We start from the raw sequence: 23,186 nt of genomic DNA, 5'->3' as shown, positions 1-23,186 counted from the left end.
GTTGTGTCTTTTTGTTGTATTAGGCAGCCGCCAGCGTTCGTCCTGAGCCAGGATCAAACTCTCCATAAAGTGTTTGACTTGCTCGTTGTTGTGACCGAAGTCACGTTGACGAAGCTTGCGCTTCATTCATTGTTTGTATCCGAAGATACGTTTTTTGCCTCATCGTTCAGTTTTCAAAGTTCGTCGTGTCGTTTTCAGCGACTTTAATATCTTACCAAGTCACCAACACGATTGTCAATAACTTTTTTCGATATTTTTTCCGGTGTGTCACAACCATTTGCGGCACAAGAAATAATATACCATGGAGTTTTTGTTTAGACAAGTGTTTTATTAGAAAAACATTTAAAAGTTTATTTTCCCCGCTTTCTCCAAAAGATATTCTAGCAAACCGCTTATCAAATAAAGGTTTTTGATGGCCTGATTACTAACAAAAAATCCCCCGCTTTCTTCTATATGAAGAAAGACGAGGGAGAATCACTTTCGATGAGTCCTTAGTTCTGTTGATGACGCATCGTTGGGAATAAGAGTACATCACGGATGGACGGTGCATTCGTCAGCAACATGACAAGACGATCGATTCCGATTCCGAGCCCTCCAGTTGGTGGCATACCATACTCAAGTGCTTCGATGAAATCATTGTCCATTTCATGTGCTTCATCGTTCCCTGCTTCTTTTTCAACAAGCTGAGCTTCAAAACGTTCCCGTTGATCAATTGGATCATTCAATTCCGTAAAGGCATTTGCATGTTCACGACGGACGATGAACAATTCAAAACGATCCGTGAAACGTGGGTCCTCTGGATTTTTCTTCGCAAGCGGTGAAATCTCGACCGGATGTCCGTAGACAAATGTCGGCTGAACAAGTGACTCTTCAATCTTTTGTTCAAAGAACTCATTGAGGATATGTCCAGTTGTCATATGGGCTTGAACTTCAACACCATGTTCATGCGCCAATTCATGGGCACGTTCTTTTGAAATCTCTTCAAAGAAATCCACACCTGTCTCTTCTTTAACAAGGTCCGCCATATGGGCACGTTTCCATCCGACAGACAGATCGATGACATCTTCACCATATGTGACTTGTGTTGTGCCAAGTACTTCTTGCGCGACATGCGCAATCAGGTTTTCTGTCAAGTTCATGATGTCATTGTAATCCGCGTATGCTTCATACAACTCGATCATCGTGAATTCAGGGTTATGACGTGTCGAGATTCCTTCATTTCGGAAGACACGACCGATTTCATAGACCTTCTCCAGCCCACCGACGATCAAACGCTTGAGATGCAATTCGATGGCAATCCGCATGTAAAGCGTCATATCGAGTGCATTGTGATGTGTGATGAACGGACGTGCTGACGCACCACCTGCGATTGTATGCAACATCGGTGTTTCGACTTCCAAATACCCGAGACTATCGAGGTACTGACGGATGCCACGAATGACTTTACTACGTGCGATGAATGTCTCACGTGATTCATTGTTCGTGATCAAATCGAGATACCGTTGACGATAACGCTGTTCGACATCTTTTAGTCCGTGGTATTTATCCGGAAGGGGACGTAGTGCTTTTGTCAGTAATGTAAACGATGTGACGTGAACCGATAATTCACCGACGTTCGTCTTGAAAACATATCCACTGATTCCGACGATATCGCCCAAATCGCATGTTTTATAAATTTCATAGGCTTCTTCACCTACATCATCTTTACGCACATACAATTGAATTTGGCCTTTTACATCTTGCACGTTCGTAAAGCCAACTTTCCCTTTACGACGTGTCGTCATGACGCGACCCGCAATCGCAACGTCCGGTTTCAGTTCTGCCAATTCTTCTTTTTCGTGTTCGCCGTAAGCAGCACGAATACTGGCTGTATCCGTTGACCGTTCGAAACGAGCACCAAACGGATCAAGTCCTTGTTCACGCATGGCATTCATCTTACCGAGACGCACCTGCATTTGATCATTCATTTCCATGTCCTGACTCACTGTCTTCACTCCTTTTATAATGGTTCACGATGGTTTTCACCTTCTTCGATGAAAAAGCTGCCGGTATGACCGACAGCTCTTAGAAAAACCAATTCGCTCATCTTCAATGGCATTAGCGTACCATAAAACGGGCAAGCCCGACTATACTTTACCTGTTACGCATGTACTGCGTTCGTTTCCAACGTTTCGACGTACTGATGGAGTAAGGTCTGAAGACCGGCATGCGTATCAATATCAAATAATGCTTTACGAACCTGCCCGTTCCCACTTAATCCTTTTAAGTACCATGCGACATGCGTCCGCATCTCACGGACAGCAAGTGCCTCACCCTTTAATGCAACGAGACGCGCTGCATGCAACAGACAAATATCGATTTTTTCACGTGCTGTCGGTTCAACCGGTAGGGTGCCCGATTCGAGGTACTGGATTGTCTGATACAACATCCATGGGTTCCCGAGCGCTGCCCGCCCGATCATGACACCGTCAACTCCGATTTCATCAATCATTCGTTTAGCATCTTGCGGCGTTTGAACATCCCCATTGCCGATGACCGGAATGCCGACTGCACGTTTCGCTTCACCAATGATGTTCCAATCCGCAACCCCTTCATATTTCTGGGAACGGGTTCGTCCATGAATGGCGACAGCCTTCGCACCACCCGCTTCCGCCGCGCGGACATTATCGACACAATAAATATGATGACTGTCCCAGCCGGTCCGCATCTTGACCGTGACAGGTTTATCAACCGCTTGCGATACAGCATGAACCATCTCGTAGACCTTATCCGGATCAAGCAACCACTTCGCACCGGCGTCACACTTCGTCACTTTCGGTACAGGGCAGCCCATATTGATATCAATGATATCGGCATTCGTGTTGGCATCGACATACTGAGCGGCTTGAACCAATGTTTCCTTCGAACCTCCATAAATTTGTAAACTAAGCGGTTTTTCCCGATCGTCGACATATAACATCTGCATCGTTCGTTCATTCTCATACAGAATTCCTTTATCACTGACCATTTCCGCACAGACGAGACCTGCCCCGAATTCTTTTGCAATCAAACGAAACGCAGGATTACAGACGCCCGCCATCGGTGCTAAAATGACACGGTTGTTCAGTTCGACTTCACCAATTTTAAAACCTGCCATCCTTCTCATCCCTTCTTCTGCCTGAAACTGTTTCCTACTCGATGCGTCTAACGTCGGCTCGTTCTGCTTCCGGTAACGCAACGTACAACTGTCCGACGGTCTGATCTACTCCCGGTACAATGTGAGATGCATTCAATTCACGTAACGGAGCTAATACGAATGCCCGATCTTGCATCCGTGGATGAGGAACCGTCAACCCTTCCGATTGGATCGTCTCTTCGTTGTACAAAACGATATCGAGATCAAGTGTCCGGGGTCCATTTTTAAAGAGACGCTTCCGCCCTTCTTGCTGCTCAATTCGTTGGAGTTCCTCCAACAACATTTCTGCCGATAATGTCGTCTCGAGCTCGACGACCATATTATAAAACAGATCCTGATCGACATAGCCGACGGGAGCCGTCTCATAGATGGATGAAGGACGGACGGTTTTTGTCGTCGGGAGCAAACGCATGGCAGCAATCGCCGCTTGTAAATGCCCCGCTTTATCCCCGATGTTCGACCCCAATGCAATATAGGCACGATTCATTGATCATCCGCTCGTTTCCGGTGAATTTCAACAGCGACATGTTCATAGTGCCCGGCAATCGGAGGATCGGGTTTAATGACCTTGATCGTCGTTTCAAGAATTCGTGAATCAAGCAACAGGACTTGCGCTGCGATCCGCTCCGCCAACGCTTCGACGAGCTGTAACGGTGACCCTTCGACGACTTGCTTTGTAACGTTGTACAATTCCGCGTAATTGACGCTTTCTCGCAAATCATCGGTTTTACCGGCACTTGATAAATCAAGGCCAATCGATAAATCGACGTTAAAGCGTTGTCCTAACTTGGTTTCCTCTGCAAACACACCATGGTAGCCGTAAAAACGCATACCGGTCACTTGTATTCGATCCATCGTCATTCCCCTCCTGCTAGTTCCGCCGCCAACATCGTATCCATCATGACGGCTGCTCGTTTGATCACTTTGACGTCATGGACCCGCATCCATTCACACCCTTGTTGAATGCCGTAGCAAACCGTAGCAATCGTCCCTTCGACACGTTGGTCAGCAGGTAATCCGAGCGTCAGACCAATCATCGACTTGCGTGACGTCCCAAGCAAGACCGGGTATCCAAAATCAGTCGTGATTGACAAATGACGCATTAAAAATAAGTTTTCTTGATGCGTCTTCATAAAGCCGATTCCCGGATCTAACCAAATCCGATTTTCCGAAACACCTGCTTGTTTCGCCAAACGAATCGAATCCTCTAAATCCGCGCGTACTTCTGCTAACAGATCTGGTCCATGGGGTTCCGAACGATTATGCATCAAGATGATCGGGACTTCGTGCCGCGCTGCGACATCGACCATCGAACAATCGCCCCACTTCGATCCCCAGACGTCATTGATGATATCCGCACCCGCTTTGACAGCCGCTTCCGCTACTTCCGGTTTATACGTATCGATCGACACGAACACATCCAGTTCTCGTTTCAAGCGACGAATGACCGGCACGACACGTTCGATTTCTTCTTGAGCCGAAACGAACGTCGCACCGGGTCTCGTCGATTCGCCGCCGACATCGATCGCATCCGCTCCATCCGCCACAAGTTGTTTCGCATGACGAACGGCTTGTTCAACATCCACATAGTTTCCACCATCGGAAAATGAATCCGGCGTCACGTTCAGGATTCCCATAATCTTCGTCATCCTCGTTCCCTCCTTGACCATTTCGTCTGGACCGCTTGATCAAACAGAGTCCGCACTGACTGGTACCCGTGTCCTGCAAGACCCGGAAATGCTCGTCCGTCAAGCGACGAGACCGCGACCGCTTCCTGGATCGAGTTCGTATAGAGGATTTCATCCGCTTCAGATAATTGTGGCAACAAGGCCAACCGTTCTTCAACCGGCATCTGTTCCATGAGGAATTGGCGGGTGATTCCGTTTAAGGCCCCCGTCTCAAGTGGTGGTGTGTACCATTTGTCTCCATACCGCCAAAAGATATTGGATGTAATGCCTTCACAGATAAATCCTTCTTTTGTTAAGAACAAGCCTTCCGCTTCTTGATTAAACAGTTGCCGTTTGGCGACAAGATTGTTCATATAGTGATGCGACTTCAGACGGTAACTTGTTTCCGGTGTACTCCGCGCGAGACGAATCGTCTCCAGCGCTCGTTCTGAATTTTGTCTTTGTCCAACTGGTTTCGCATATATCAAAACAGTTGGCGTGTCATACGGTTCACTTGAGAGCCCGATTCCCCGTTCTCCAGCCGAGACATTCAGCCGAATGTACACGTCCGATTTTTCATGTATTCGATAGAGTTCTTCCACTGCCGCTAACAATTCATTCCGTCCATACGGTAATTTGATACCAATCGCGGCACAACTCATCTGAAGTCGTTCGATATGATCGTCAAATAAAAAGGGATGTCCCCCGTAAGTTCGAAACGTCTCAAATACACCCATCCCATATAAATATCCGTGATCAAACGGCGAGATCCGAATGTCTTCTTCTCGTTTTACGTGCCCATCATGCCAAAGATACATAGTGTGTCAGCTCCAAAAAGTTTTTTAACATCTGTTTCCCATCGCGTGTCAAAATCGCTTCCGGATGAAACTGGACCCCGACGATCGGCCAGTCCTTATGGCGCAGCGCCATGATTTCGCCATCTGCTTCTGCCGTGATCGTCAAGACGTCCGGAAAACTTTCCCGCTCGACGACTAACGAATGATAACGCGTGACGGGTGTCTGTTGTTCGATTCCAGCAAACATCAACGAGTCGTCGTGCGACAATAAGGATACCTTCCCATGCATCAACGTTTTCGCGCGGACGACCTTTCCGCCAAAGACTTGACCGATCGCTTGATGTCCGAGACAGACACCGAGTATCGGGATACGTCCCGCAAAATAACGGATCGCTTCTAAACTGATTCCCGCCTCGTTGGGGGTACAGGGTCCGGGGGAGATGATTAAATGATCAGGGGCAAGCTGTTCGATTTCTTCGATTGTGATCGCATCATTTCGAAACACGCGAATATCTTGTCCGAGTTCCCCGAAATACTGTACTAGATTATACGTAAATGAATCATAATTATCGATTAATACAATCATGTCGTTTCCTCCGCCATTTCTTTTGCCACCCAAAGTGCTTTCGCTTTACTCAGCGATTCTTCATATTCACTTTCCGAATCTGAATCGGTCACGATGCCGGCACCTGCCTGAATGTAGGCCATCCCGTCTTTCGCGACTAACGTCCGAATCAAGATGTTGAAGATCGTATCATCCGCCCAGCTGATAAATCCTAAGGAACCCGTGTAAATCCCCCGGCGAACCGGTTCCAGCTCTTCAATGATCTCCATCGTCCGGATTTTAGGTGCGCCTGTGATCGTGCCCCCTGGAAACATCGCTGCGAGAACACTACTGGCAGTTTCCCCTTCCGCAATCTCCCCTCGGACATTCGAGACGATATGCTGGACATGTGAATATTTTTCGATGACCATCAGTTCGTCGACATGAACGGATCCATACCGGCTGACGCGTCCTAAATCGTTCCGTTCGAGATCGACAAGCATGACGTGCTCTGCCCGTTCCTTTTCATTATCAAGCAACGTTTTCGCTAAAGCCAAATCTTCTTCTTCATCTTTTCCCCGCGGTCGTGTTCCGGCAATCGGACGGGTCGCTAGCGATGAACCGATTTTTTCGACTAACAATTCAGGAGACGCCGAGACGAGGACTAAGTCTTCATCTGCAAAGTATCCCATATACGGGGATGGGTTCACCGTGCGTAAGACATCATAGATATGAGCAGGTGTCGTCCGTAACGGTTCCTGTTGGCGGACGGCAAGGTTCACCTGAAAGACGTCTCCCGCTTCGATGTATCGTTTGATTCGGTCTGCTGCCTGGACGAAGTCCGCTCGTTCAAAGGAACGTCCACGACGTACGGTGACTTCCTCCGGTGTTGGAAACGTCGGGACCGGACTTGTTTGACGCCAAGACGCCACTTCTTTTGCCAGGTCGATACGTGCTTCTGCTTCGGTCTCCCGCGTGACGGCGACGAATAATTGCTCAGTCTGGTGGTCAAAAACGGCTACTTCATCATACCAATAGAGGGATACGTCAGCTGTCGCCAAGTCATCTTCTGCTTGTTCAGGTAAACGTTCAAGATAACGGACCGCGTCATAACTGACATACCCCGCCAGTCCACCAAAAAACGGCGGCATGCCTGCCGGGCGCGCCGATGCGTACCGGGAACGAATTTCATCTATGAGTGTGAACGGTGCATCCGCCTTCTGTTCCTGTTCACCGGAAATCGTGATGGTCGTGATCCCGTCTTTTGTCCGAACGTGTCCGACAGGCCGAATCCCCGCCATCGTATAAGACCCGATGCGCCCACTTTCAAGCCAGACATGCCCCGTTTGTCCTGTTGTCAATTCGACGTAACGGTTATAAAACTGTTCTTTTGTCCACGTAAATGATTCATATACTGTCTGTCGCACTGTTGTTCCTCCACTTCCGAACTATTCTGTCCTCATTATACGCAAAAAGCAGACAGACGGACGACTCAAACGTCCATCCTTTTATTTGTTAGTAGTAAAAAGAGGTCCATTCCATAAAATCGGAATGAACCCCTTGACTGAAAAAGATTATAATTTTGAACTGTCTGCTTCTTCCTCCACTTGATACAACGGTGTACTGAGGTAACGTTCTCCGTTCGACGGGATGATTGCCAGAACAGTTTTCCCTTTTCCTAAGCGCGCGGCCGTCTTCAATGCAGCAGCAATCGCCGCTCCAGAAGAAATCCCACCGAGAATCCCGTTCGTTTTAGCGGCACGACGCGCATGATCAAACGCTTCTTCCGTCGTCACTTGCTCGACTCCATCATAAATCTTCGTATCAAGAATCGATGGAACGAATCCAGCACCGATTCCTTGCAACTTGTGTGGACCCGGTTTCCCACCGGAAAGTACAGGTGAATCCGTTGGTTCAACGGCAATGATTTCAATTCCCGGGAAAGCATGACGTAACACTTTTCCAGCACCAGTGATCGTACCACCCGTTCCAATTCCAGCAATGAACGCATCAAGCGTCAATCCCTCGAACGCCTCGACGATTTCAGGACCTGTCGTTTGTTCATGGACGACCGGATTCGCTTCATTGTTGAACTGTTGCGGCATGAAATAACCGTGTTCTTCGGCTTCTGCCGTCGCCCGAGCAATCGCACCCTTCATTCCTTCTGGACCAGGTGTTAAAATCAACTCCGCACCGTACGCACGAAGAAGAGTTCGACGTTCCATGCTCATCGTTTCCGGCATGACAAGAATCGAGCGGTATCCTTTTGCAGCAGCGACCATCGCAAGTCCAATCCCAGTGTTGCCACTTGTCGGCTCAATGATCGTATCTCCTGTTTTCAGATGCCCTGCCGACTCAGCCGTTTCGATCATCGCTAAGGCAATTCGGTCTTTGACGCTTGACCCTGGATTCATATATTCCAGTTTCAAGTACACGTCCGCATCTTCCGGTCCTGTCAAATGATTCAATTTAACGATCGGCGTGCGGCCGACTAAATCCAATACTGAATTCGCAATGCGCATGACCATTCCTCCTCATAATGAAAAACTTTAATTCCAAGTAATCCGATAAATCAATTATCGATGGACTGGATGAAAATTGTCAATCAAAGCGCTTTACCGTTGGCTTTGATCCGTTTTTTGATTGTTTTTCGACTGCTTCCGCAATCAAACGGTCAATCGTCTCCTGCTCATGCTCATTTCGCATGACTTGATACACATCCGCTCGCGTGATTTCCTCGTCACCGACTTTGGCGACGACCTCTTCGAGCGGTCCGCCGATACTGTCCTGGACGATCTTAGGCGAATCGACTTTTGGCAATTCACCCATGAACGCGTAAGCACCTGTCAAAAAATTCGTCAACAACAAAATGAAAATCAACATCCACAAGTACTTAGAGTTTACAGTTCCCATTTTCAGACCCTCTTATGCTCTTTCGAGTGATTTTTCGCGAAGCGATTGTAATTCTTCGACATCATACTGATAATGTTCTGAACAGAAATGACAGACGGCTTCTGCGCCACCATCTTCGTCAATCATCGCTTGAATCTCATCCGGTCCAAGCGCGACGATCGCTGTCGCTAATTTTTCACGCTCACACGTACAGTTAAAGGCAACTGGAATCGTATCGAGGACGTCAAACGAATCCCCTAAGACAAGACCTAACATCTCTTCCGGCGTTTTTTCTTCTCCGACCAGAATCGAAATCGGTTTTAACGCAGCGACTCGTTGCTCGAGTGCCGCAATCGTTTCTTCTGACGCACCTGGCATCAGTTGGACGATCAAGCCGCCCGCTGCGATGACAGACTCATCTTCCGGATAGACGAGGACGCCTGCTCCAACGACGGATGGACTTTGTTCTGAAACCGCGAAGTAGTACGTAAAGTCTTCACTGATTTCACCTGTTTGGATCGGGGATTGTCCGCCAACGAAGTCCCGGAGACCTAAGTCTTTGATGACCGAGAGATTTCCACGGCCGACGGCGTCGCCGACTTTCAGTTTCGTCAGACCATCGCCATTGACATACGTATCCATCTCGACACGCGGGTGACTGACGTAGCCTCGGACTTGCCCTTTCGCATCGGCATCGACGATGATTTTACCGATCGGTCCGTCCCCTTCGACTTTCAGCGTCACACGGGTGTCTCCTTTTTGCATCGTTCCCATCATCGCCCCGATCGTCAATGTCCGGCCGAGTGCTGCTGTGACAACAGGTGTCGTCTGGTGACGCAGTTGTGCTTCATAAACCGTTTTTGTCGAACGGATGGCAAATGCGCGGACTTCCCCATTAAAACCTAAGGCTCTTACTAAATAATCATCTTTTAATTGTGCTAATAATTCTTCACGTTTCATTATTTTTCCCTCACTTATTTCGGTCGTAGATAATCCGCAACCCGTCAAGCGTCAAAAACGGATCGACGATTTTGATCGTCGCGGATTCCTCACTGATTAATCGGGCGAGTCCTCCTGTCGCAATGACAGTAGCTTCACCCATTTCTTCTTTCATCCGATGAACTAATCCATCGACTTGCGCGACGTATCCGAAATAGGTTCCGGATTGCATCGCATGTACCGTATTGCGACCAATCGCTGACTGCGGTTTTGCAATCTCGATTCGTGGTAATTTTGCTGCTTTGTTATATAGTGCCTCGGTCGATACCATGACACCCGGTGAGATGATCCCACCATAATAGCGTTTTTGTGAATCGATATAACAATAGGTCGTAGCTGTTCCAAAATCAACGATGATCAAAGGACCATCGTATTTGACTGTCGCAGCGACCGCATTGACGATCCGGTCGGCCCCGACCTCTCTTGGATTATCGACTTTCAAATCGAGTCCCGTCTTGATTCCCGGTCCGATCACAAATGGGCGTCGGTTGAAATAACGGACGCACATGTTTTCGAGTGGAAACACGACAGGGGGTACGACAGATGATAACACGATTCCCTCAATGTCTTCCACGTTTAAGTCTGCATCCCGAAACAGGGCTTTGACCAACATCCCGTACTCGTCCGTTGTCCGTGTACGATCCGTTGCGATCCGCCAATGTTGGACAAGTGTCTGTTCATCATAGACGCCCAGTACGATATTCGTATTTCCCACATCAATTACTAAAATCATCTGATTCCCCACTTTTCTCTGACGATAACTGTTGCATACGTTGTGATTATACCACGCACGTGTGGCTTCACCTATTGAAGTGCGCCTCCCAACCTGACCTCCTCACAAAAAAAAGAGGTCAGCATCCCATTTGGAATACTGACCTCTTGATCGAACGAAATCCATTCATCTTTCATACCATCCACCGGTTCATCCGAACGGTTTTGTGATGGCAATTAGATTTGATCATCCCGACGAGGTTGATCTGATTTTTCCGTATCGATATTTTTCCCTTCTTCGATGACAGAGCCACGCTGCGTCGGAGATTCTGTCGGTTGGTCGATGACAGGTGTCTTCGATTCCGGTGTTTTCTCGTCCGCTTTTGGTTCTGCGATCACTTCAGGTTCATTTTTTTTGTATTCGCCTGTCTCTAAGAGATGGTGAATTTGTTTTTGATCGAGTGTTTCGACTTCAAGTAATGTTGTTGCAATCAAATCAAGCTGATTGCGTTTTTCGGTTAAGATGGTTTTCGCTTTTTGGTAACATTTGTTGATGATCGCTTGAATTTCCATATCGATTTCATGGGCAATCGCATCAGAGTAGTTCTGTTCGTTTTGGAAGTCACGTCCTAAGAAGACGTTTCCGCTTTGACCGGAACCAAACTGAAGTGGTCCGAGTTTTTCACTCATCCCGAACTCCATGACCATCTTCCGTGCTAATCCTGTTGCACGTTGGAAGTCATTACTCGCTCCAGTCGATGCTTCACCAAAGACGATATCTTCCGCGACACGACCACCAAGTAATCCAGTGATCTTATCTTCAAGTTCTGGTTTCGTCATGAAGTAACGATCTTCTTTTGGAAGCATGATGACGTAGCCGCCCGCATTTCCACGAGGAACGATGGTTACTTTATGCACTTCATCCGCATCATCGAGTGTGACACCGATGATCGTATGACCCGCTTCATGCCACGCGACGATCTTTTTCTCTTTTGGCGAGATGATCCGACTCTTCTTCGCTGGTCCAGCGATGACACGGTCGATCGCTTCTTCGAGATCGACGATTGAGATCTTGTCACGGTCGGTACGCGCTGCAATAAGTGCTGCTTCGTTCAACAGGTTTTCAAGATCTGCACCAGAGAAACCTGGTGTCCGTTGTGCGATGGCTTTTAAATCAACCGTTGTATCAAGTGGTTTATTGCGTGCGTGCACTTTCAGAACCGCTTCACGTCCGACGACATCTGGACGCTCGACCGTGATTTGACGGTCAAAACGACCTGGACGGAGTAAAGCTGGGTCCAAGATATCCGCACGGTTCGTTGCTGCGATCATGATGATGCCTTCGTTTTCACTGAATCCATCCATCTCAACGAGAAGTTGGTTCAATGTTTGTTCGCGCTCATCATGTCCGCCGCCAAGACCGGCTCCACGTTGACGACCAACTGCATCGATCTCATCGATGAAGATGATACATGGGGCGTTTTTCTTCGCATTTTCGAACAAGTCACGTACACGTGATGCACCGACACCAACAAACATCTCAACGAAGTCAGAACCTGAAATCGAGAAGAACGGTACGCCGGCTTCACCAGCTGCTGCACGGGCAAGCAATGTTTTACCTGTACCTGGAGGACCTACAAGGAGGACACCTTTTGGAATACGGGCACCGAGACGCGCAAACTTGCGTGGATCTTTCAAGAATTCAACAACCTCAACGAGTTCTTGTTTTTCCTCATCCGCTCCCGCGACATCGTCAAACGTAATCTTTTTCTTTTCTGTATCGTACAGGCGCGCCTTCGATTTCCCGAAGTTCATGACACGGCCACCGCCGCCGCCACCTTGTGCTTGATTAATCAAGAAGAAGAACAGGATGAAGATGATGATGAATGGCACGATGGTCGTCAGTAACGCGATCCAACCGCCATTTGTTTCTGCTGCCTTAAAGTCCAACTTGACGTTTTGGCTGCGCAATTGCGTATACAAATCCGTCAGTTCCGTATCAACAGCCGGTACGACGGTTTCATATGTCGTATCCTTTTCACGTAATTCACCCGTGACGTTATACGTCTGTCCCTCATACTGGAACGTCGCCGTCTTGACATCACCTTTTTCAACTGACTCGACAAACTGTGTGTAATTGATTTCTTTGCTTTTGTTCACTGGACTCTGCAAGTATTGCAGAAACAAGATCAAAGCTAGAAAAATGACCCCAAACACGAGGGTATTCTTCACTGCTCGGTTCATCGTAGGCCTCCTCTCCGCATCAACTGATTGAACTTACTCAATCGATACGAATCCTAACGCGGCAAAGCGCGCTTTGTAATTGGTTTCATCTTATCATGTGACAGTCAAGATTAAAAATAATTAGCCGCCGTAGACTGCTGGCTTCAATACACCAACATAAGGAAGGTTACGATATTTTTCTTCATAGTCAAGACCATAACCGACAACGAACTCATGTGGAATGACAAAACCGCTGTAGTCAGCGTGTAAATCGTTTTTACGACCGCTTGGTTTATCGAGCAATGTCACGATTTTGACTGACTTTGCTTTCCGGTATTTAAAGAGGTCCACGAGATAGCCTAATGTTAATCCGCTGTCGATGATATCTTCGACAATCAGGATGTCACGTCCTTCTACTGATGTGTTTAAATCCTTCTCAATCTTAACTTCTCCAGTCGATGTCGTCCCGCCATGATACGTCGAGACATCCATGAAGTCCATTTCTAAATGCATGTCCATCTTTTTGACGAGATCAGACATGAATGGCATTGCCCCTTTAAGGACACATACGAGTAGTGGGAAACGATCTCCATAATCCGCTGTCAGTTCACCCGCGAGTTCACCGACTTTATGTTGGATCTCTTCTTCCGAAATCAGTACTTTTTCCATATCATTCATTAAGGTCATGCTAGGTATTCCTCCTCCATTTTAAACACTACATTACCATTCTATCATTAAACACGATTCTGCGAGGAGTTCAAATGACCCGAATATTGCAATTCGATGTCCGATGACTGCCAGAACTTGACCTGTTGCATCGACGACGACCGGAATTTCTGTCCGCAATGCCCGCGGTACCTTGGCATCAATAAGAATTCGACTGACTTTTTTTGTCCCGATTGCCAGTTGAATCCGATCCCCTGGTAACGGTCGTCGAATCGTCAACGGGAAACGGAGTGCCTCAACAGGAATCCCTGCTGAGGCACGGGAAAACCTAATCATATGTTCACCATAATGATAAGTACCCAAATCAGGACCGACTTCAAGCGGTTCAGATGCAAAGTTTCTCACAGGACAGCGGTCACATGTCAAAAATCCATATGTACGCTGTATCCTCCAGTTTCCATAATACACTTCACCGGACGGCATATCTACTCGTAACCATGTCAAAAATCGATTGTAATCATTTGAGGAGAGTTCCCTGTCAGGTAACAGAACACGTAAGACGAATCGTTTGAAGTCGGAAGGAAGTCGCTGAACGACTTCGAGTGGAAGTCCCTGTTCTGTCGTCTGCGACTTGACGAGTTCTGCGACATACGTCAGATGTTCTTGTTTTTGTTCATCTCGCAACATCGCCGCGCGAGCCGTCGCTTCCTCATACCCGGGGCGTAATTTCGCCAATAGCGGCAACACCTGATGCCGCATCTGATTTCGAAGATACTTCGTTTCAGCATTTGTCGCATCTTCAGACCACTGAATGTGTTGTTCCTTCGCATAGTCATACAGTTGTTGTTTCGTATACGCCAATAGCGGACGATGCATCTGACCGTTCGCAAACATCCGGAGGAGCGGGATTCCATCGATATGTGCTTCCCCGCGAATCAATTGAATCAACAACGTCTCCAATTGATCGTCCCGGTGGTGGGCTAGAACCAAATGGCGCCGTCCGGTTTCTGCCATGACCTGTCGGAAAAACGTATACCGTCTGTTCCGGCATGCCGCTTGACTTGGTATCTCCCCTTCCCAATCGAGACGCGTCATCCGAAATTCGATTTGACGTGCTGAGGCAAAGTTGCGGATTGCCTCCGCTTCCTGATCTGATTCTTTCCGAAGACCATGATGGACATGGACAATCAAGATATCGTAATCCGCCTCATGTAAAACATGCGCTAACACCATTGAATCACAGCCACCCGATACCGCGACGAGCAAGGGTTCCCTTGGAAGGTTCACGTCTAATCGCATATCTTGACCCCCTTCATTTGATGATTGAAACGAAAAAAGCCACCTCTATATAAATAGAGATAGCTTTTTTACAGAATGACCCGTACGGGAATCGAACCCGTGATACCGCCGTGAAAGGGCGGTGTCTTAACCGCTTGACCAACGGGCCAAAAAAATATGGTAGCGGCGGAGGGAGTCGAACCCACGACCTCACGGGTATGAACCGTACGCTCTAGCCAGCTGAGCTACACCGCCATATTTTGAACGCGTGCGTCTTAAGCACATTTTCTATAATACTTGGGAGTCAAATGATTGTCAACGCTTTTTATAAAAATAATTTCAAAAAAATAAAAGATGGAATGAACAGCGTCATTCCATCTCTATCCTTATAAAGAACAGGTCAGCAAGTTATTGACGTTTAGCACCGCGTCCGCCACGTTTTGAATCGGTTTGTCGTTTCAATGTCGCAAGACGATCTTCACTATCTTTGAGGAAACTAGTCATCAACGTATCGAACGTTTGCTCTTTACGTGGAGCTGGTGCGCCACGGCCACCTTTGTTAAAGCCACCACGGTTTCCACCGCCGCCACTTCCACCACGTGGACCTTTGTTATCAAAAGGACGTGGTCCGCGGTCTTGACCTGCTGGACGTGGTCCGCGATCAAACTGACGAGCAGGAGGACGTGGACGTTCACCTTCTGGGCGATCGACGGCTTTCTTAATGGAAAGACCAATCTTTCCGTCGTTCTCTACACTCAACACTTTAACCGTGATTTCTTGTCCGACTGTCAAGACATCATTGATATCCTTGACGTAAGAATCTGCTACTTCACTGATGTGAACAAGACCTGTCTTACCCGTCGGTAATTCTACGAACGCGCCGAAATTGGTGATGCCTGTAACTTTCCCTTGTACTTTGCTGCCTACTTCAATCGACATAAATTGTATTGCTCCTTTTTAGTTGATTCATTTCTTATTATACGAGTGATTCTACATTTTTTCAATCAATCGGCAAGCTTCGTTTAATCTTCCGGTGAAAAATAGAAAATCGTTTCGCCTTTTTTCGAGTACAGCAGTTCACTTCTCGCTAAGTTCGCAACATATTTCTTATCATTCAGCCGTTCAATTTCTTCTTTCAGACGGGCCGTTTCTTTTTCCGCTTTCGCCTGTTCTTGATTCGCAACCTGAAACGACTGTTTCTGTTCAGCAATCAATTGTTTCTTTTCGATATATGACCACCCCATCAGGGACAGGACAATAAGAAAGATCGACATACAGACTAAGAAGCGCCTCTTCAGACGTAAACGGTTTTCGATCGCATTTTGACTTAACTGTTTTTTTCGGTCATTGAGCGGTTTGATCTTGGGCGGTGTATCACGCCCTGATTCCAACGGTGCTGGCATATCATCCCTCCTTATCCGAGTGGTCATCTCTGACACTCTCTAGTATACTTCCTTTTTCAACCAAATTACATCGATTCTTCGGAATTCACTTTTTCTTCACGAATGATTTGATACATATCTGACGCTTCTTCTTTTTTGGCATGTTCTTTAATGCTATCAATTTGCACGGTAACGATCTTATTTCCAAACCGGATTGTCATTTCGTCTCCAACTGACACTGTACTGCTCGCTTTAGCGACAAGACCGTTGATTGTAATACGACCTTGATCCGCGACCTCTTTCGCAAGTGTACGGCGTTTAATCAAACGGGATACTTTTAAAAATTTATCAAGTCTCATGACTGTTCCTCCTGCTTTGATTGATTCCATAAGGCGTCTTGTTCCGATAACGAAAGTTCCGTCAACGGACGATCTGCTAATTGTTCCATTCGTCTGAAACGGCGGATGAACTTATCATTCGTCTGTTGCAACGCTTCTTCAGCAGATAACTCCATGTACTTCCCGACAAGCGTTAATGAAAAGAGGATATCACCAAACTCCCCTAAACGTTCTGCTGCCGGAGCCTCCTGCAATTCTTGGATTTCTTCCCGAACTTTATCGAGCGCTCCGGCAACGGTATCCCATTCGAATCCGACCTTCGCGACCTTTTTTTGAATCTGTTCTGCACGCATTAAAGCGGGAGCCCCTTTTGTGACACCATCTAACAAATGGGTCCGTTCTGGTTTTTCCTGCGCTTTGATGTCCTGCCAGTTAGTGACGACGTCTGCTGTCGAGTCGACTGTCACGTCTCCAAATACATGAGGATGACGGCGAATCATCTTGTCGCTGACGCTACCGATGACGTCCCGCACATCAAAATAGCCTTCATCTAGACCGATTTGGGCATGAAGCATGACTTGAAGGAGGACATCGCCTAATTCTTCAATCATTAAGTTATCGTCCTGAAGGTCAATTGCTTCCAGTAATTCGTAAGATTCTTCGATTAAATGTTTTTTTAACGACTCGTGTGTCTGTTCTTGATCCCAAGGACAGCCACCTTCTCCACGCAATCTTGCGATGATTTGTTTTAACGTCGTAAAATCACGGTTCAAGATCGTTTGATCCGTGACGGGCGGGACATAGACCGTCGTCAGATTACTTAATGTCGTGACATGATCGAGTTCATAAAGCGGAACCGTCGTGACCTGTTGCTGACTCGTCCCCGCTGCTGTCACAAGTGTCACGTCATGTTCATCGGGATAACGTTCCATCAGCATGACTTTTAAATCTCCCGCGACCAAATGATCATACACTTGCCCGATCAATAGATGCTGTCGAATTTGTGCTTCGTCAATCTCAAACGCAGTCGCATCCAATAACTGAAATCCTTCAATCGGATCCACACCGACCGCGGCAAACATCGGGTCGAGAAAACTTTGACCACCAACGATGTTGATGTTTTCTGTCTGCACGAGTAATTGTTGTACCGTACTTTCGGCGACGAGTGGATGCCCCGGAACGGCATAGATGATTGGTTCCGTCACAGCTTGATTGAGCAACGTTGCCACAATCTCACGGTACACACCCTCGAATTGGTCATGCTTTTCATAAATGAAATCAAACGATGTAAATTCCATTCCCTCTGCCATCAGTTCTGAAACGACAGGATGATCTGCCGTTCGTAAATAGACTGGTTGCTTCGTCTCTTTTAATAACTTATAGATTCCATACGGTAATTGTTCCAGTTCACCGACTCCTAGGCCGACGACTGTAATCTGATGTGTCATATGATCCCCCTACGTTGATGAATACGATATAGTTTTTCTCCAAATGGCAACAACGCCCATTCCCGTTCCGATAAGACACCAGTCCGTAACGCAAAGACACAGAAAACACCGGCTCCCCCAAGTACAAGTATACCGACTTCCAGCAGCGCTCCGAACCGGCTTTCCCAGCCGGATAAACGGAACAGTTGCTCTATCGTGTACAAGAACACGGCCATCGGGACAACCGCTTTCGATAACCGGACATAAAAGGAACGTCCAGCTGTCACTCGGCCAAACTTACGATTGAGCAACACCAATTGGGCTGCCGCCATGACGGCAAATCCACCAAATGTCGCCATTCCAGCGCCTAACATGCCATATGCCGGAATTAAAGTGATATTGAGTCCTAGCTTAACCGATAAACCGACGACGACTCCGACGAACGCATATTTTTCCGCATCCACCGATTGGAGACAGGAGACGATAATCATGGACAAGGAGGCCGTGAATGCTGTCGCAGCCAACCAACTGAGTGCCACCGTTCCGTTATCATCCTGATACAAGGCGATGTTCAGCGGTCGCATGACTCCGACTAGACCGACCGTTGCCGCTGCCGCAATCAACAAACCCGACCGTAACAACGTCTCGAGGTGCTGTTTCGTCGCTGCATCATTTCGTTTCCGGTATTCCATTAATAATGTCGGGACACTGGCGAGACTGATCGATGTCGCAAACAAGATGGCAAACTGGAGTAATGGATATCCGCGATCAAAAATCCCTTTTTCGACTTTCGTTTCAAGCGAATCTCCCAGTAAGTTGACGAAGGTCAGTCCATCAATCAATTGCATCAACAACAATGCGAGTGATGCAATACTAACAGCTAGACCACTTGTCAATAAAACACGTCCGACACGTCGAATATGTCGTTTCGAGACGACGGGACGACCGATCCGTCCTTTAGCGAAACGGACCAATAAAATCAATGATGCAATACTTCCACCAAGGGCCGTCATGTGCGCCGCTGCTCCGACTTGATATGGATTGGCGCCCATTTGAACGCCGTAATAGGTCACGAGTAGTAACAGGCAGACACGAACGGCATTTTCCGTGATTTGCGAAAAAGCCGTCGGACGCATCTCGAGATCCGCTTGGAACATCCCTCGTAAGACAGCGATGACCGGCAGCAGATAAAACGTAAGTGTCACTGCCCGGAGTGGTTGGACAAGCTGGGCATCCCCGAATAATAACGCCACTTCCGGAGCGACCCACCAACCGAGTGTACCGAGTATAAAAGACATCGCTAACAAAACAAAAAAGATGGACCACAATACTTCCCGTTTCTCTTCCGGGTGATGTAACGTCAGCTTGGCGACGACGACGGGCAATGCATAAATGCCAAGTGCTGCCGCAATCGCGAACACCGGATAGACAGTTTGATACACATATAATCCGAAATCTCCTGCCATGTTCTGATAAGGAATCCGGTAAAAAAAACTCAATAATTTAGAAACATAACTCGAGATGGCCAGGAGTGCTGCCCCCTGAGCAATCGTCATCCGTTGATTCATTGCATGATCCGACGATCAATCTCAGCGAGTAATCGTTCCGCCTGCTCTGTTGTCTGTTGGAGCGTTTGTTTGCCACGATTGAGCGTCAAAATCAATTTCCCGTCTTCTTGTCCCATACCAAGACCACGGCCAATCGGGATGGTCCATTTGACGAAATCCGCAACGTCAAGCGTCTGCGTCGTCTGTTCGGACAAGACGATCTCGATTTTCGGATCCGTCTGTTTGACGCGTTCGATGCGAGCCCGTTCAGCGAAAATCCGCATCCGCGTCAACTGGATCAACCGAGCGACTTCGCTTGGGAATTCTCCGAAGCGTTCTAACATCTCGGATTCCAGTGCTTCGAGACTTCCTGGTGTATCGACGTACTTCAACCGTTTATAAAACTCGATTTTGAGTTCTGAGTCCGCCATATAATGACTTGGGATGTACGCATCGAGGCTGAACGTAAAGTCAGGGACGAATTTCTGAACTTTTCGTTTCCCTTTCATCCGTTCTTTTCGTTCTTCGACCGCTTCCGACAACATCTGGGAATAGAGATCAAATCCAACCGAGTCGATGAAGCCTGACTGTTGGGACCCGAGTAAGTTTCCGGCCCCGCGAATCGATAAATCACGCATCGCGATCTTAAAGCCGCTACCGAGCTCCGTAAACTCCTTGATGGCCTGCAGGCGGCTTTCCGCAACTTCCGTTAATCGTTTTTGCGGACGATACGTGAAGTACGAATAAGCGACCCGGCTCGAACGTCCGACCCGGCCTCGCAATTGATACAGTTGGGACAGACCCATCTGATCGGCATCGTTGACGATCAATGTGTTGACATTCGGAATATCGATCCCGGTTTCGATGATCGTCGTACTGACCAACACATCGGCGTCCCCTTCGAAAAAGGCGATCAATTGGCTTTCAAGTTCACTTTCCGTCATGCGACCGTGAGCCGTCACGACACGCGCTTCCGGCACAAGGGCACGGATTTCTTCTGCTTTCCGCTCGATTCCTTCGACCCGGTTATACAGGAAAAAGGCTTGTCCTCCACGTCCAAGTTCACGTTCTAACGCTTCTCGCATGACGATTCCGTCATACTCCATGACATAGGTCTGAACCGGGTAACGATTTTCTGGTGGTGTCTCGAGTACCGACAAATCACGAATTCCGATCATCGACATATGCAACGTCCGTGGAATCGGTGTGGCCGTCAATGTCAGGACGTCGACGTTCGTTTTCAACTGTTTTAAACGTTCTTTATGCTTGACGCCAAACCGCTGTTCTTCATCAATGATGAGTAACCCGACATCCGCAAACTGGACATCTTTCGATAAGACACGATGTGTCCCGACGACGACATCTACCGTCCCTTCCTTCAACCCTTTTTTCGTTGCTTTTAATTCTGCTGCTGAACGGAACCGACTCATGACGGACACGTTGATCGGCCAGTCGCTGAATCGCTCAAGCATCGTTTCATAGTGTTGCTGCGCAAGAACAGTCGTCGGAACAAGCAACGCCACTTGTTTGCCTGCCATGACGGCTTTAAAGGCAGCTCGAATCGCGACTTCCGTTTTCCCATAACCAACATCACCACATAACAGACGATCCATCGGGCGCGGACGTTCCATGTCTTTTTTGATTTCTTCAATCGAACGTAACTGATCGACGGTTTCCTCATACGGGAATGAGGCTTCAAAGGCTTGTGTACTATCATCGTCTTCCGGAAATGCAAATCCAACCGCCGCTTCACGTGCCGCATAGAGTTTAATCAGCTCATCCGCGATATCTTCGACCGATTTTTGGACTTTCGCTTTGACTTTCTTCCACTCCATACCACCAAGTTTATAGATCTTTGGTTCTTTGCCTTCCGCGCCGACATACTTTTGGATCAAGTCAATTTGATCGACTGGTACGTACAACGAGTCTTCACCGGCATAAATCAGATGGAGGTAATCCTGGTGATTGCCTGCGACATCAATCGTCTTGATCCCGTGATAACGGCCAATCCCATGGTGAATATGGACGACATAGTCGCCCGTCTTCAATTCTTGGTAACTTTTGATCCGTTCGGCATTCGTCAGCTTAGTCGTTTGTTTCCGTCGCCGTGCCGGTTGTTTAAAGACTTCTTCTTCCGTGATGACGACAAGACGGGCATTCGTCATCTCGAAGCCGCCGTGAATACCCCCAATTAAGATCGATGGATGTCCTCGTCTGATGTCGTCTTCCGTCGTATGCAACGAGGCTTCGACTCCATAATCGGATAACGTTTGCCGCATCCGCTCCGCCCGTTCGCGGTTACTCGCTAAAAAGACCATCCACATGTCAGCCCGGCCGTACCGATCGACTTCTTGCTTCAAGCGTTCCATCTGTCCGTGGAACGGAGCAATTGGTTTGATGCTGAAGTGAATGGCGGCACTCTCCGGCACACCACTGCGTCGTGTCGGGAGTAACGATAAATACAACAGTTGACGTTGCTGGAAGACTTTCATCATCGGGACCGATAACGTGTAGTCACTGATGCTTTGTCCCCGTTCGATCAATGAAGCCATCCACTCCGCTTCTTCTGTATCCTGGACTTCGGCCGCTTCTTCGATCCGGGCGACCTCATCGACGATCAAAACAGCATCCTGGATATCGTCAAGCAAGGTGGTTTTGTACAGTAACGGCGCATATTTAGGAAGTTGTTTCGGACGTTCCCCGCTTTCGAGCAATTCGACATCGTAAGCGATTCCTTCTTCCAAGGCAACCAACACTTCCGTGCTCTGCACACGTTGCTTCGTCGCTTCATACAGACCACGCAACTGTTCACCCGCCGCACGCAATCCGTCATTCGTCGCAAAATGTTCCGTTGCCGGTGGGACCAGTGCTTCCGCCACGACACCAAGCGAACGTTGTGTTTCGGCATCAAACGTATAGATGGAATCGACTTCTTCATCAAATAAATCAAGCCGGTACGGACGCTCCACTGTCAACGGATACAAATCGATGATACTTCCGCGGACGGCAAATTCACCTGGTGTCGTAACCGTAGCTGTCCGTTCGTACCCGGCATCCACCAGTTCTTGAATGAAATCCGGAATCGACAAGACATCTCCCGGTTTAATCCGGTGCGTCTGCCCTAAAAAATCAGCTGCGGTCGGGACATACCGTCTTAGTCCGACGAGCGGAATGATTAAGATCCCGTCGTTCGTGGTCAGTAGACGGTGCCGTGTCTCGATTCGTATCGCCCGAAGTTCCGGGCTTGCCCCGTATGACAATTCTGCAGCGAGCGTCTCATCGACCGGATACAACATCACATCTTGTTCCGGCACCAGTTCAATCAAGTCATCATACAATTTTTGAGCTTGGAACATATTATGGGTCACGATGACGAATCGTTTTTTCGTTTCCTGATAAATTCCCGCGATGAACAAGGCTTTCCCGCTATTCATCAATCCCGTGATCAACTGTGCGTTGACCCCATCACGGAACCGTTCCCGGACGGTTTTAATCTCCGGAATGCCGAGTAACAGATTTTGTAGTTGTTTCATGGTTTCC

Annotated in this window: 21 protein-coding genes and 2 tRNA genes; all 23 read right to left on the bottom strand. The window is 47.9% G+C overall.

The annotated features are described in order from the left end of the window. Positions 1 to 491: 491 nt before the first annotated feature. The 23 genes from lysS to mfd all read right to left on the bottom strand — a co-directional run bounded on the left by lysS (position 492) and on the right by mfd (position 23,179). Complete coding sequence (lysS, locus tag BLD48_RS15415) at positions 492 to 1,973, bottom strand: lysine--tRNA ligase (RefSeq protein WP_201723168.1); 1,482 nt, start codon at positions 1,971 to 1,973, stop codon at positions 492 to 494. Between the two features lie 167 nt (positions 1,974 to 2,140). Further along, complete coding sequence (gene dusB, locus BLD48_RS15410; protein WP_071500951.1) at positions 2,141 to 3,136, bottom strand: tRNA dihydrouridine synthase DusB; 996 nt, start codon at positions 3,134 to 3,136, stop codon at positions 2,141 to 2,143. A gap of 34 nt (positions 3,137 to 3,170) precedes the next feature. Next, the gene (gene folK / locus BLD48_RS15405) at positions 3,171 to 3,662 is read right to left on the bottom strand and encodes a 2-amino-4-hydroxy-6-hydroxymethyldihydropteridine diphosphokinase (RefSeq protein WP_071500950.1); all 492 of its coding nucleotides are present in this window, start codon (positions 3,660 to 3,662) and stop codon (positions 3,171 to 3,173) included. Further along, a complete protein-coding gene (gene folB, locus BLD48_RS15400; protein ID WP_071500949.1) occupies positions 3,659 to 4,030 on the bottom strand; it encodes a dihydroneopterin aldolase in 372 nt (123 codons plus the stop codon). Before folB ends, folK begins: the two co-directional genes overlap by 4 nt. A gap of 2 nt (positions 4,031 to 4,032) precedes the next feature. Then, the gene (folP, locus tag BLD48_RS15395; protein ID WP_071500948.1) at positions 4,033 to 4,824 is read right to left on the bottom strand and encodes a dihydropteroate synthase; all 792 of its coding nucleotides are present in this window, start codon (positions 4,822 to 4,824) and stop codon (positions 4,033 to 4,035) included. Next, positions 4,821 to 5,660: an aminotransferase class IV gene (locus BLD48_RS15390; protein ID WP_071500947.1), complete on the bottom strand. Its 840-nt coding sequence runs from the start codon at positions 5,658 to 5,660 to the stop codon at positions 4,821 to 4,823. The genes folP and BLD48_RS15390 overlap by 4 nt, the downstream gene beginning before the upstream one ends. Continuing rightward, on the bottom strand, positions 5,644 to 6,225 hold the full coding sequence (locus BLD48_RS15385; RefSeq protein ID WP_071500946.1) for an anthranilate synthase component II: 582 nt from the start codon (positions 6,223 to 6,225) through the stop codon (positions 5,644 to 5,646). Before BLD48_RS15385 ends, BLD48_RS15390 begins: the two co-directional genes overlap by 17 nt. After that, positions 6,222 to 7,610 carry an anthranilate synthase component I family protein gene (locus BLD48_RS15380; protein WP_071500945.1) on the bottom strand — a complete coding sequence of 463 codons (1,389 nt, stop codon included), beginning with the start codon at positions 7,608 to 7,610 and terminating at the stop codon, positions 6,222 to 6,224. The genes BLD48_RS15385 and BLD48_RS15380 overlap by 4 nt, the downstream gene beginning before the upstream one ends. A 147-nt stretch (positions 7,611 to 7,757) precedes the next feature. Beyond that, positions 7,758 to 8,705 carry a cysteine synthase A gene (gene cysK / locus BLD48_RS15375; RefSeq protein WP_014969113.1) on the bottom strand — a complete coding sequence of 316 codons (948 nt, stop codon included), beginning with the start codon at positions 8,703 to 8,705 and terminating at the stop codon, positions 7,758 to 7,760. Positions 8,706 to 8,784: 79 nt separating this feature from the next. Further along, a complete protein-coding gene (locus tag BLD48_RS15370; protein WP_071500944.1) occupies positions 8,785 to 9,096 on the bottom strand; it encodes a SurA N-terminal domain-containing protein in 312 nt (103 codons plus the stop codon). A gap of 12 nt (positions 9,097 to 9,108) precedes the next feature. Next, positions 9,109 to 10,035 (bottom strand): Hsp33 family molecular chaperone HslO, encoded by a 927-nt coding sequence (gene hslO, locus BLD48_RS15365; protein ID WP_071500943.1) that lies wholly within the window; start codon positions 10,033 to 10,035, stop codon positions 9,109 to 9,111. 10 nt (positions 10,036 to 10,045) lie between these two features. After that, positions 10,046 to 10,807, bottom strand: coding sequence for a type III pantothenate kinase (locus BLD48_RS15360; protein ID WP_014969110.1), 762 nt, complete (start codon positions 10,805 to 10,807; stop codon positions 10,046 to 10,048). A 215-nt stretch (positions 10,808 to 11,022) separates the two neighbouring features. After that, a complete protein-coding gene (ftsH, locus tag BLD48_RS15355) occupies positions 11,023 to 13,029 on the bottom strand; it encodes an ATP-dependent zinc metalloprotease FtsH (protein WP_071500942.1) in 2,007 nt (668 codons plus the stop codon). A 120-nt stretch (positions 13,030 to 13,149) separates the two neighbouring features. Continuing rightward, positions 13,150 to 13,695 carry a hypoxanthine phosphoribosyltransferase gene (hpt, locus tag BLD48_RS15350; RefSeq protein WP_012368964.1) on the bottom strand — a complete coding sequence of 182 codons (546 nt, stop codon included), beginning with the start codon at positions 13,693 to 13,695 and terminating at the stop codon, positions 13,150 to 13,152. 33 nt (positions 13,696 to 13,728) lie between these two features. Then, the gene (tilS, locus tag BLD48_RS15345; RefSeq protein ID WP_071500941.1) at positions 13,729 to 14,973 is read right to left on the bottom strand and encodes a tRNA lysidine(34) synthetase TilS; all 1,245 of its coding nucleotides are present in this window, start codon (positions 14,971 to 14,973) and stop codon (positions 13,729 to 13,731) included. Positions 14,974 to 15,049: 76 nt separating this feature from the next. After that, a tRNA-Glu gene (locus BLD48_RS15340) sits at positions 15,050 to 15,121 on the bottom strand. 9 nt (positions 15,122 to 15,130) lie between these two features. Then, positions 15,131 to 15,207 (bottom strand) — tRNA-Met (locus BLD48_RS15335). Positions 15,208 to 15,360: 153 nt separating this feature from the next. After that, positions 15,361 to 15,891, bottom strand: a complete 531-nt coding sequence (locus tag BLD48_RS15330; RefSeq protein WP_014969107.1) for a S1 domain-containing RNA-binding protein — start codon at positions 15,889 to 15,891, stop codon at positions 15,361 to 15,363. An 83-nt stretch (positions 15,892 to 15,974) separates the two neighbouring features. Beyond that, a complete protein-coding gene (locus BLD48_RS15325; RefSeq protein ID WP_014969106.1) occupies positions 15,975 to 16,355 on the bottom strand; it encodes an FtsB family cell division protein in 381 nt (126 codons plus the stop codon). Positions 16,356 to 16,420: 65 nt separating this feature from the next. Beyond that, positions 16,421 to 16,693, bottom strand: a complete 273-nt coding sequence (locus BLD48_RS15320; RefSeq protein ID WP_014969105.1) for an RNA-binding S4 domain-containing protein — start codon at positions 16,691 to 16,693, stop codon at positions 16,421 to 16,423. Continuing rightward, positions 16,690 to 18,120 (bottom strand): bifunctional methyltransferase/pyrophosphohydrolase YabN, encoded by a 1,431-nt coding sequence (gene yabN, locus BLD48_RS15315; RefSeq protein WP_071500940.1) that lies wholly within the window; start codon positions 18,118 to 18,120, stop codon positions 16,690 to 16,692. The genes BLD48_RS15320 and yabN overlap by 4 nt, the downstream gene beginning before the upstream one ends. Next, entirely contained in the window at positions 18,117 to 19,667 is a 1,551-nt protein-coding gene (locus BLD48_RS15310; RefSeq protein ID WP_071500939.1) for a polysaccharide biosynthesis protein, read from the bottom strand. The genes yabN and BLD48_RS15310 overlap by 4 nt, the downstream gene beginning before the upstream one ends. After that, on the bottom strand, positions 19,664 to 23,179 hold the full coding sequence (gene mfd, locus BLD48_RS15305; RefSeq protein ID WP_071500938.1) for a transcription-repair coupling factor: 3,516 nt from the start codon (positions 23,177 to 23,179) through the stop codon (positions 19,664 to 19,666). Before mfd ends, BLD48_RS15310 begins: the two co-directional genes overlap by 4 nt. Positions 23,180 to 23,186 lie beyond the last annotated feature (7 nt).

This window comes from Exiguobacterium sp. KRL4, from assembly GCF_001870785.1.
Taxonomy (GTDB): domain Bacteria; phylum Bacillota; class Bacilli; order Exiguobacteriales; family Exiguobacteriaceae; genus Exiguobacterium_A.
Note: the sequence above shows the minus strand (reverse complement) of the source record. Positions and strands in the feature narration are given on the sequence as shown.

Coding starts and splice junctions, on each gene's coding strand:
- lysS (WP_201723168.1), bottom strand. CDS start 1,973: ATGGAAATGAATGATCAAATGCAGGTGCGTCTCGGTAAGATGAATGCC.
- dusB (WP_071500951.1), bottom strand. CDS start 3,136: ATGGCAGGTTTTAAAATTGGTGAAGTCGAACTGAACAACCGTGTCATT.
- folK (WP_071500950.1), bottom strand. CDS start 3,662: ATGAATCGTGCCTATATTGCATTGGGGTCGAACATCGGGGATAAAGCG.
- folB (WP_071500949.1), bottom strand. CDS start 4,030: ATGGATCGAATACAAGTGACCGGTATGCGTTTTTACGGCTACCATGGT.
- folP (WP_071500948.1), bottom strand. CDS start 4,824: ATGACGAAGATTATGGGAATCCTGAACGTGACGCCGGATTCATTTTCC.
- BLD48_RS15390 (WP_071500947.1), bottom strand. CDS start 5,660: ATGTATCTTTGGCATGATGGGCACGTAAAACGAGAAGAAGACATTCGG.
- BLD48_RS15385 (WP_071500946.1), bottom strand. CDS start 6,225: ATGATTGTATTAATCGATAATTATGATTCATTTACGTATAATCTAGTA.
- cysK (WP_014969113.1), bottom strand. CDS start 8,705: ATGCGCATTGCGAATTCAGTATTGGATTTAGTCGGCCGCACGCCGATC.
- BLD48_RS15370 (WP_071500944.1), bottom strand. CDS start 9,096: ATGGGAACTGTAAACTCTAAGTACTTGTGGATGTTGATTTTCATTTTG.
- hslO (WP_071500943.1), bottom strand. CDS start 10,035: ATGAAACGTGAAGAATTATTAGCACAATTAAAAGATGATTATTTAGTA.
- BLD48_RS15360 (WP_014969110.1), bottom strand. CDS start 10,807: ATGATTTTAGTAATTGATGTGGGAAATACGAATATCGTACTGGGCGTC.
- ftsH (WP_071500942.1), bottom strand. CDS start 13,029: ATGAACCGAGCAGTGAAGAATACCCTCGTGTTTGGGGTCATTTTTCTA.
- hpt (WP_012368964.1), bottom strand. CDS start 13,695: ATGACCTTAATGAATGATATGGAAAAAGTACTGATTTCGGAAGAAGAG.
- tilS (WP_071500941.1), bottom strand. CDS start 14,973: ATGCGATTAGACGTGAACCTTCCAAGGGAACCCTTGCTCGTCGCGGTA.
- BLD48_RS15330 (WP_014969107.1), bottom strand. CDS start 15,891: ATGTCGATTGAAGTAGGCAGCAAAGTACAAGGGAAAGTTACAGGCATC.
- BLD48_RS15325 (WP_014969106.1), bottom strand. CDS start 16,355: ATGCCAGCACCGTTGGAATCAGGGCGTGATACACCGCCCAAGATCAAA.
- BLD48_RS15320 (WP_014969105.1), bottom strand. CDS start 16,693: ATGAGACTTGATAAATTTTTAAAAGTATCCCGTTTGATTAAACGCCGT.
- yabN (WP_071500940.1), bottom strand. CDS start 18,120: ATGACACATCAGATTACAGTCGTCGGCCTAGGAGTCGGTGAACTGGAA.
- BLD48_RS15310 (WP_071500939.1), bottom strand. CDS start 19,667: ATGAATCAACGGATGACGATTGCTCAGGGGGCAGCACTCCTGGCCATC.
- mfd (WP_071500938.1), bottom strand. CDS start 23,179: ATGAAACAACTACAAAATCTGTTACTCGGCATTCCGGAGATTAAAACC.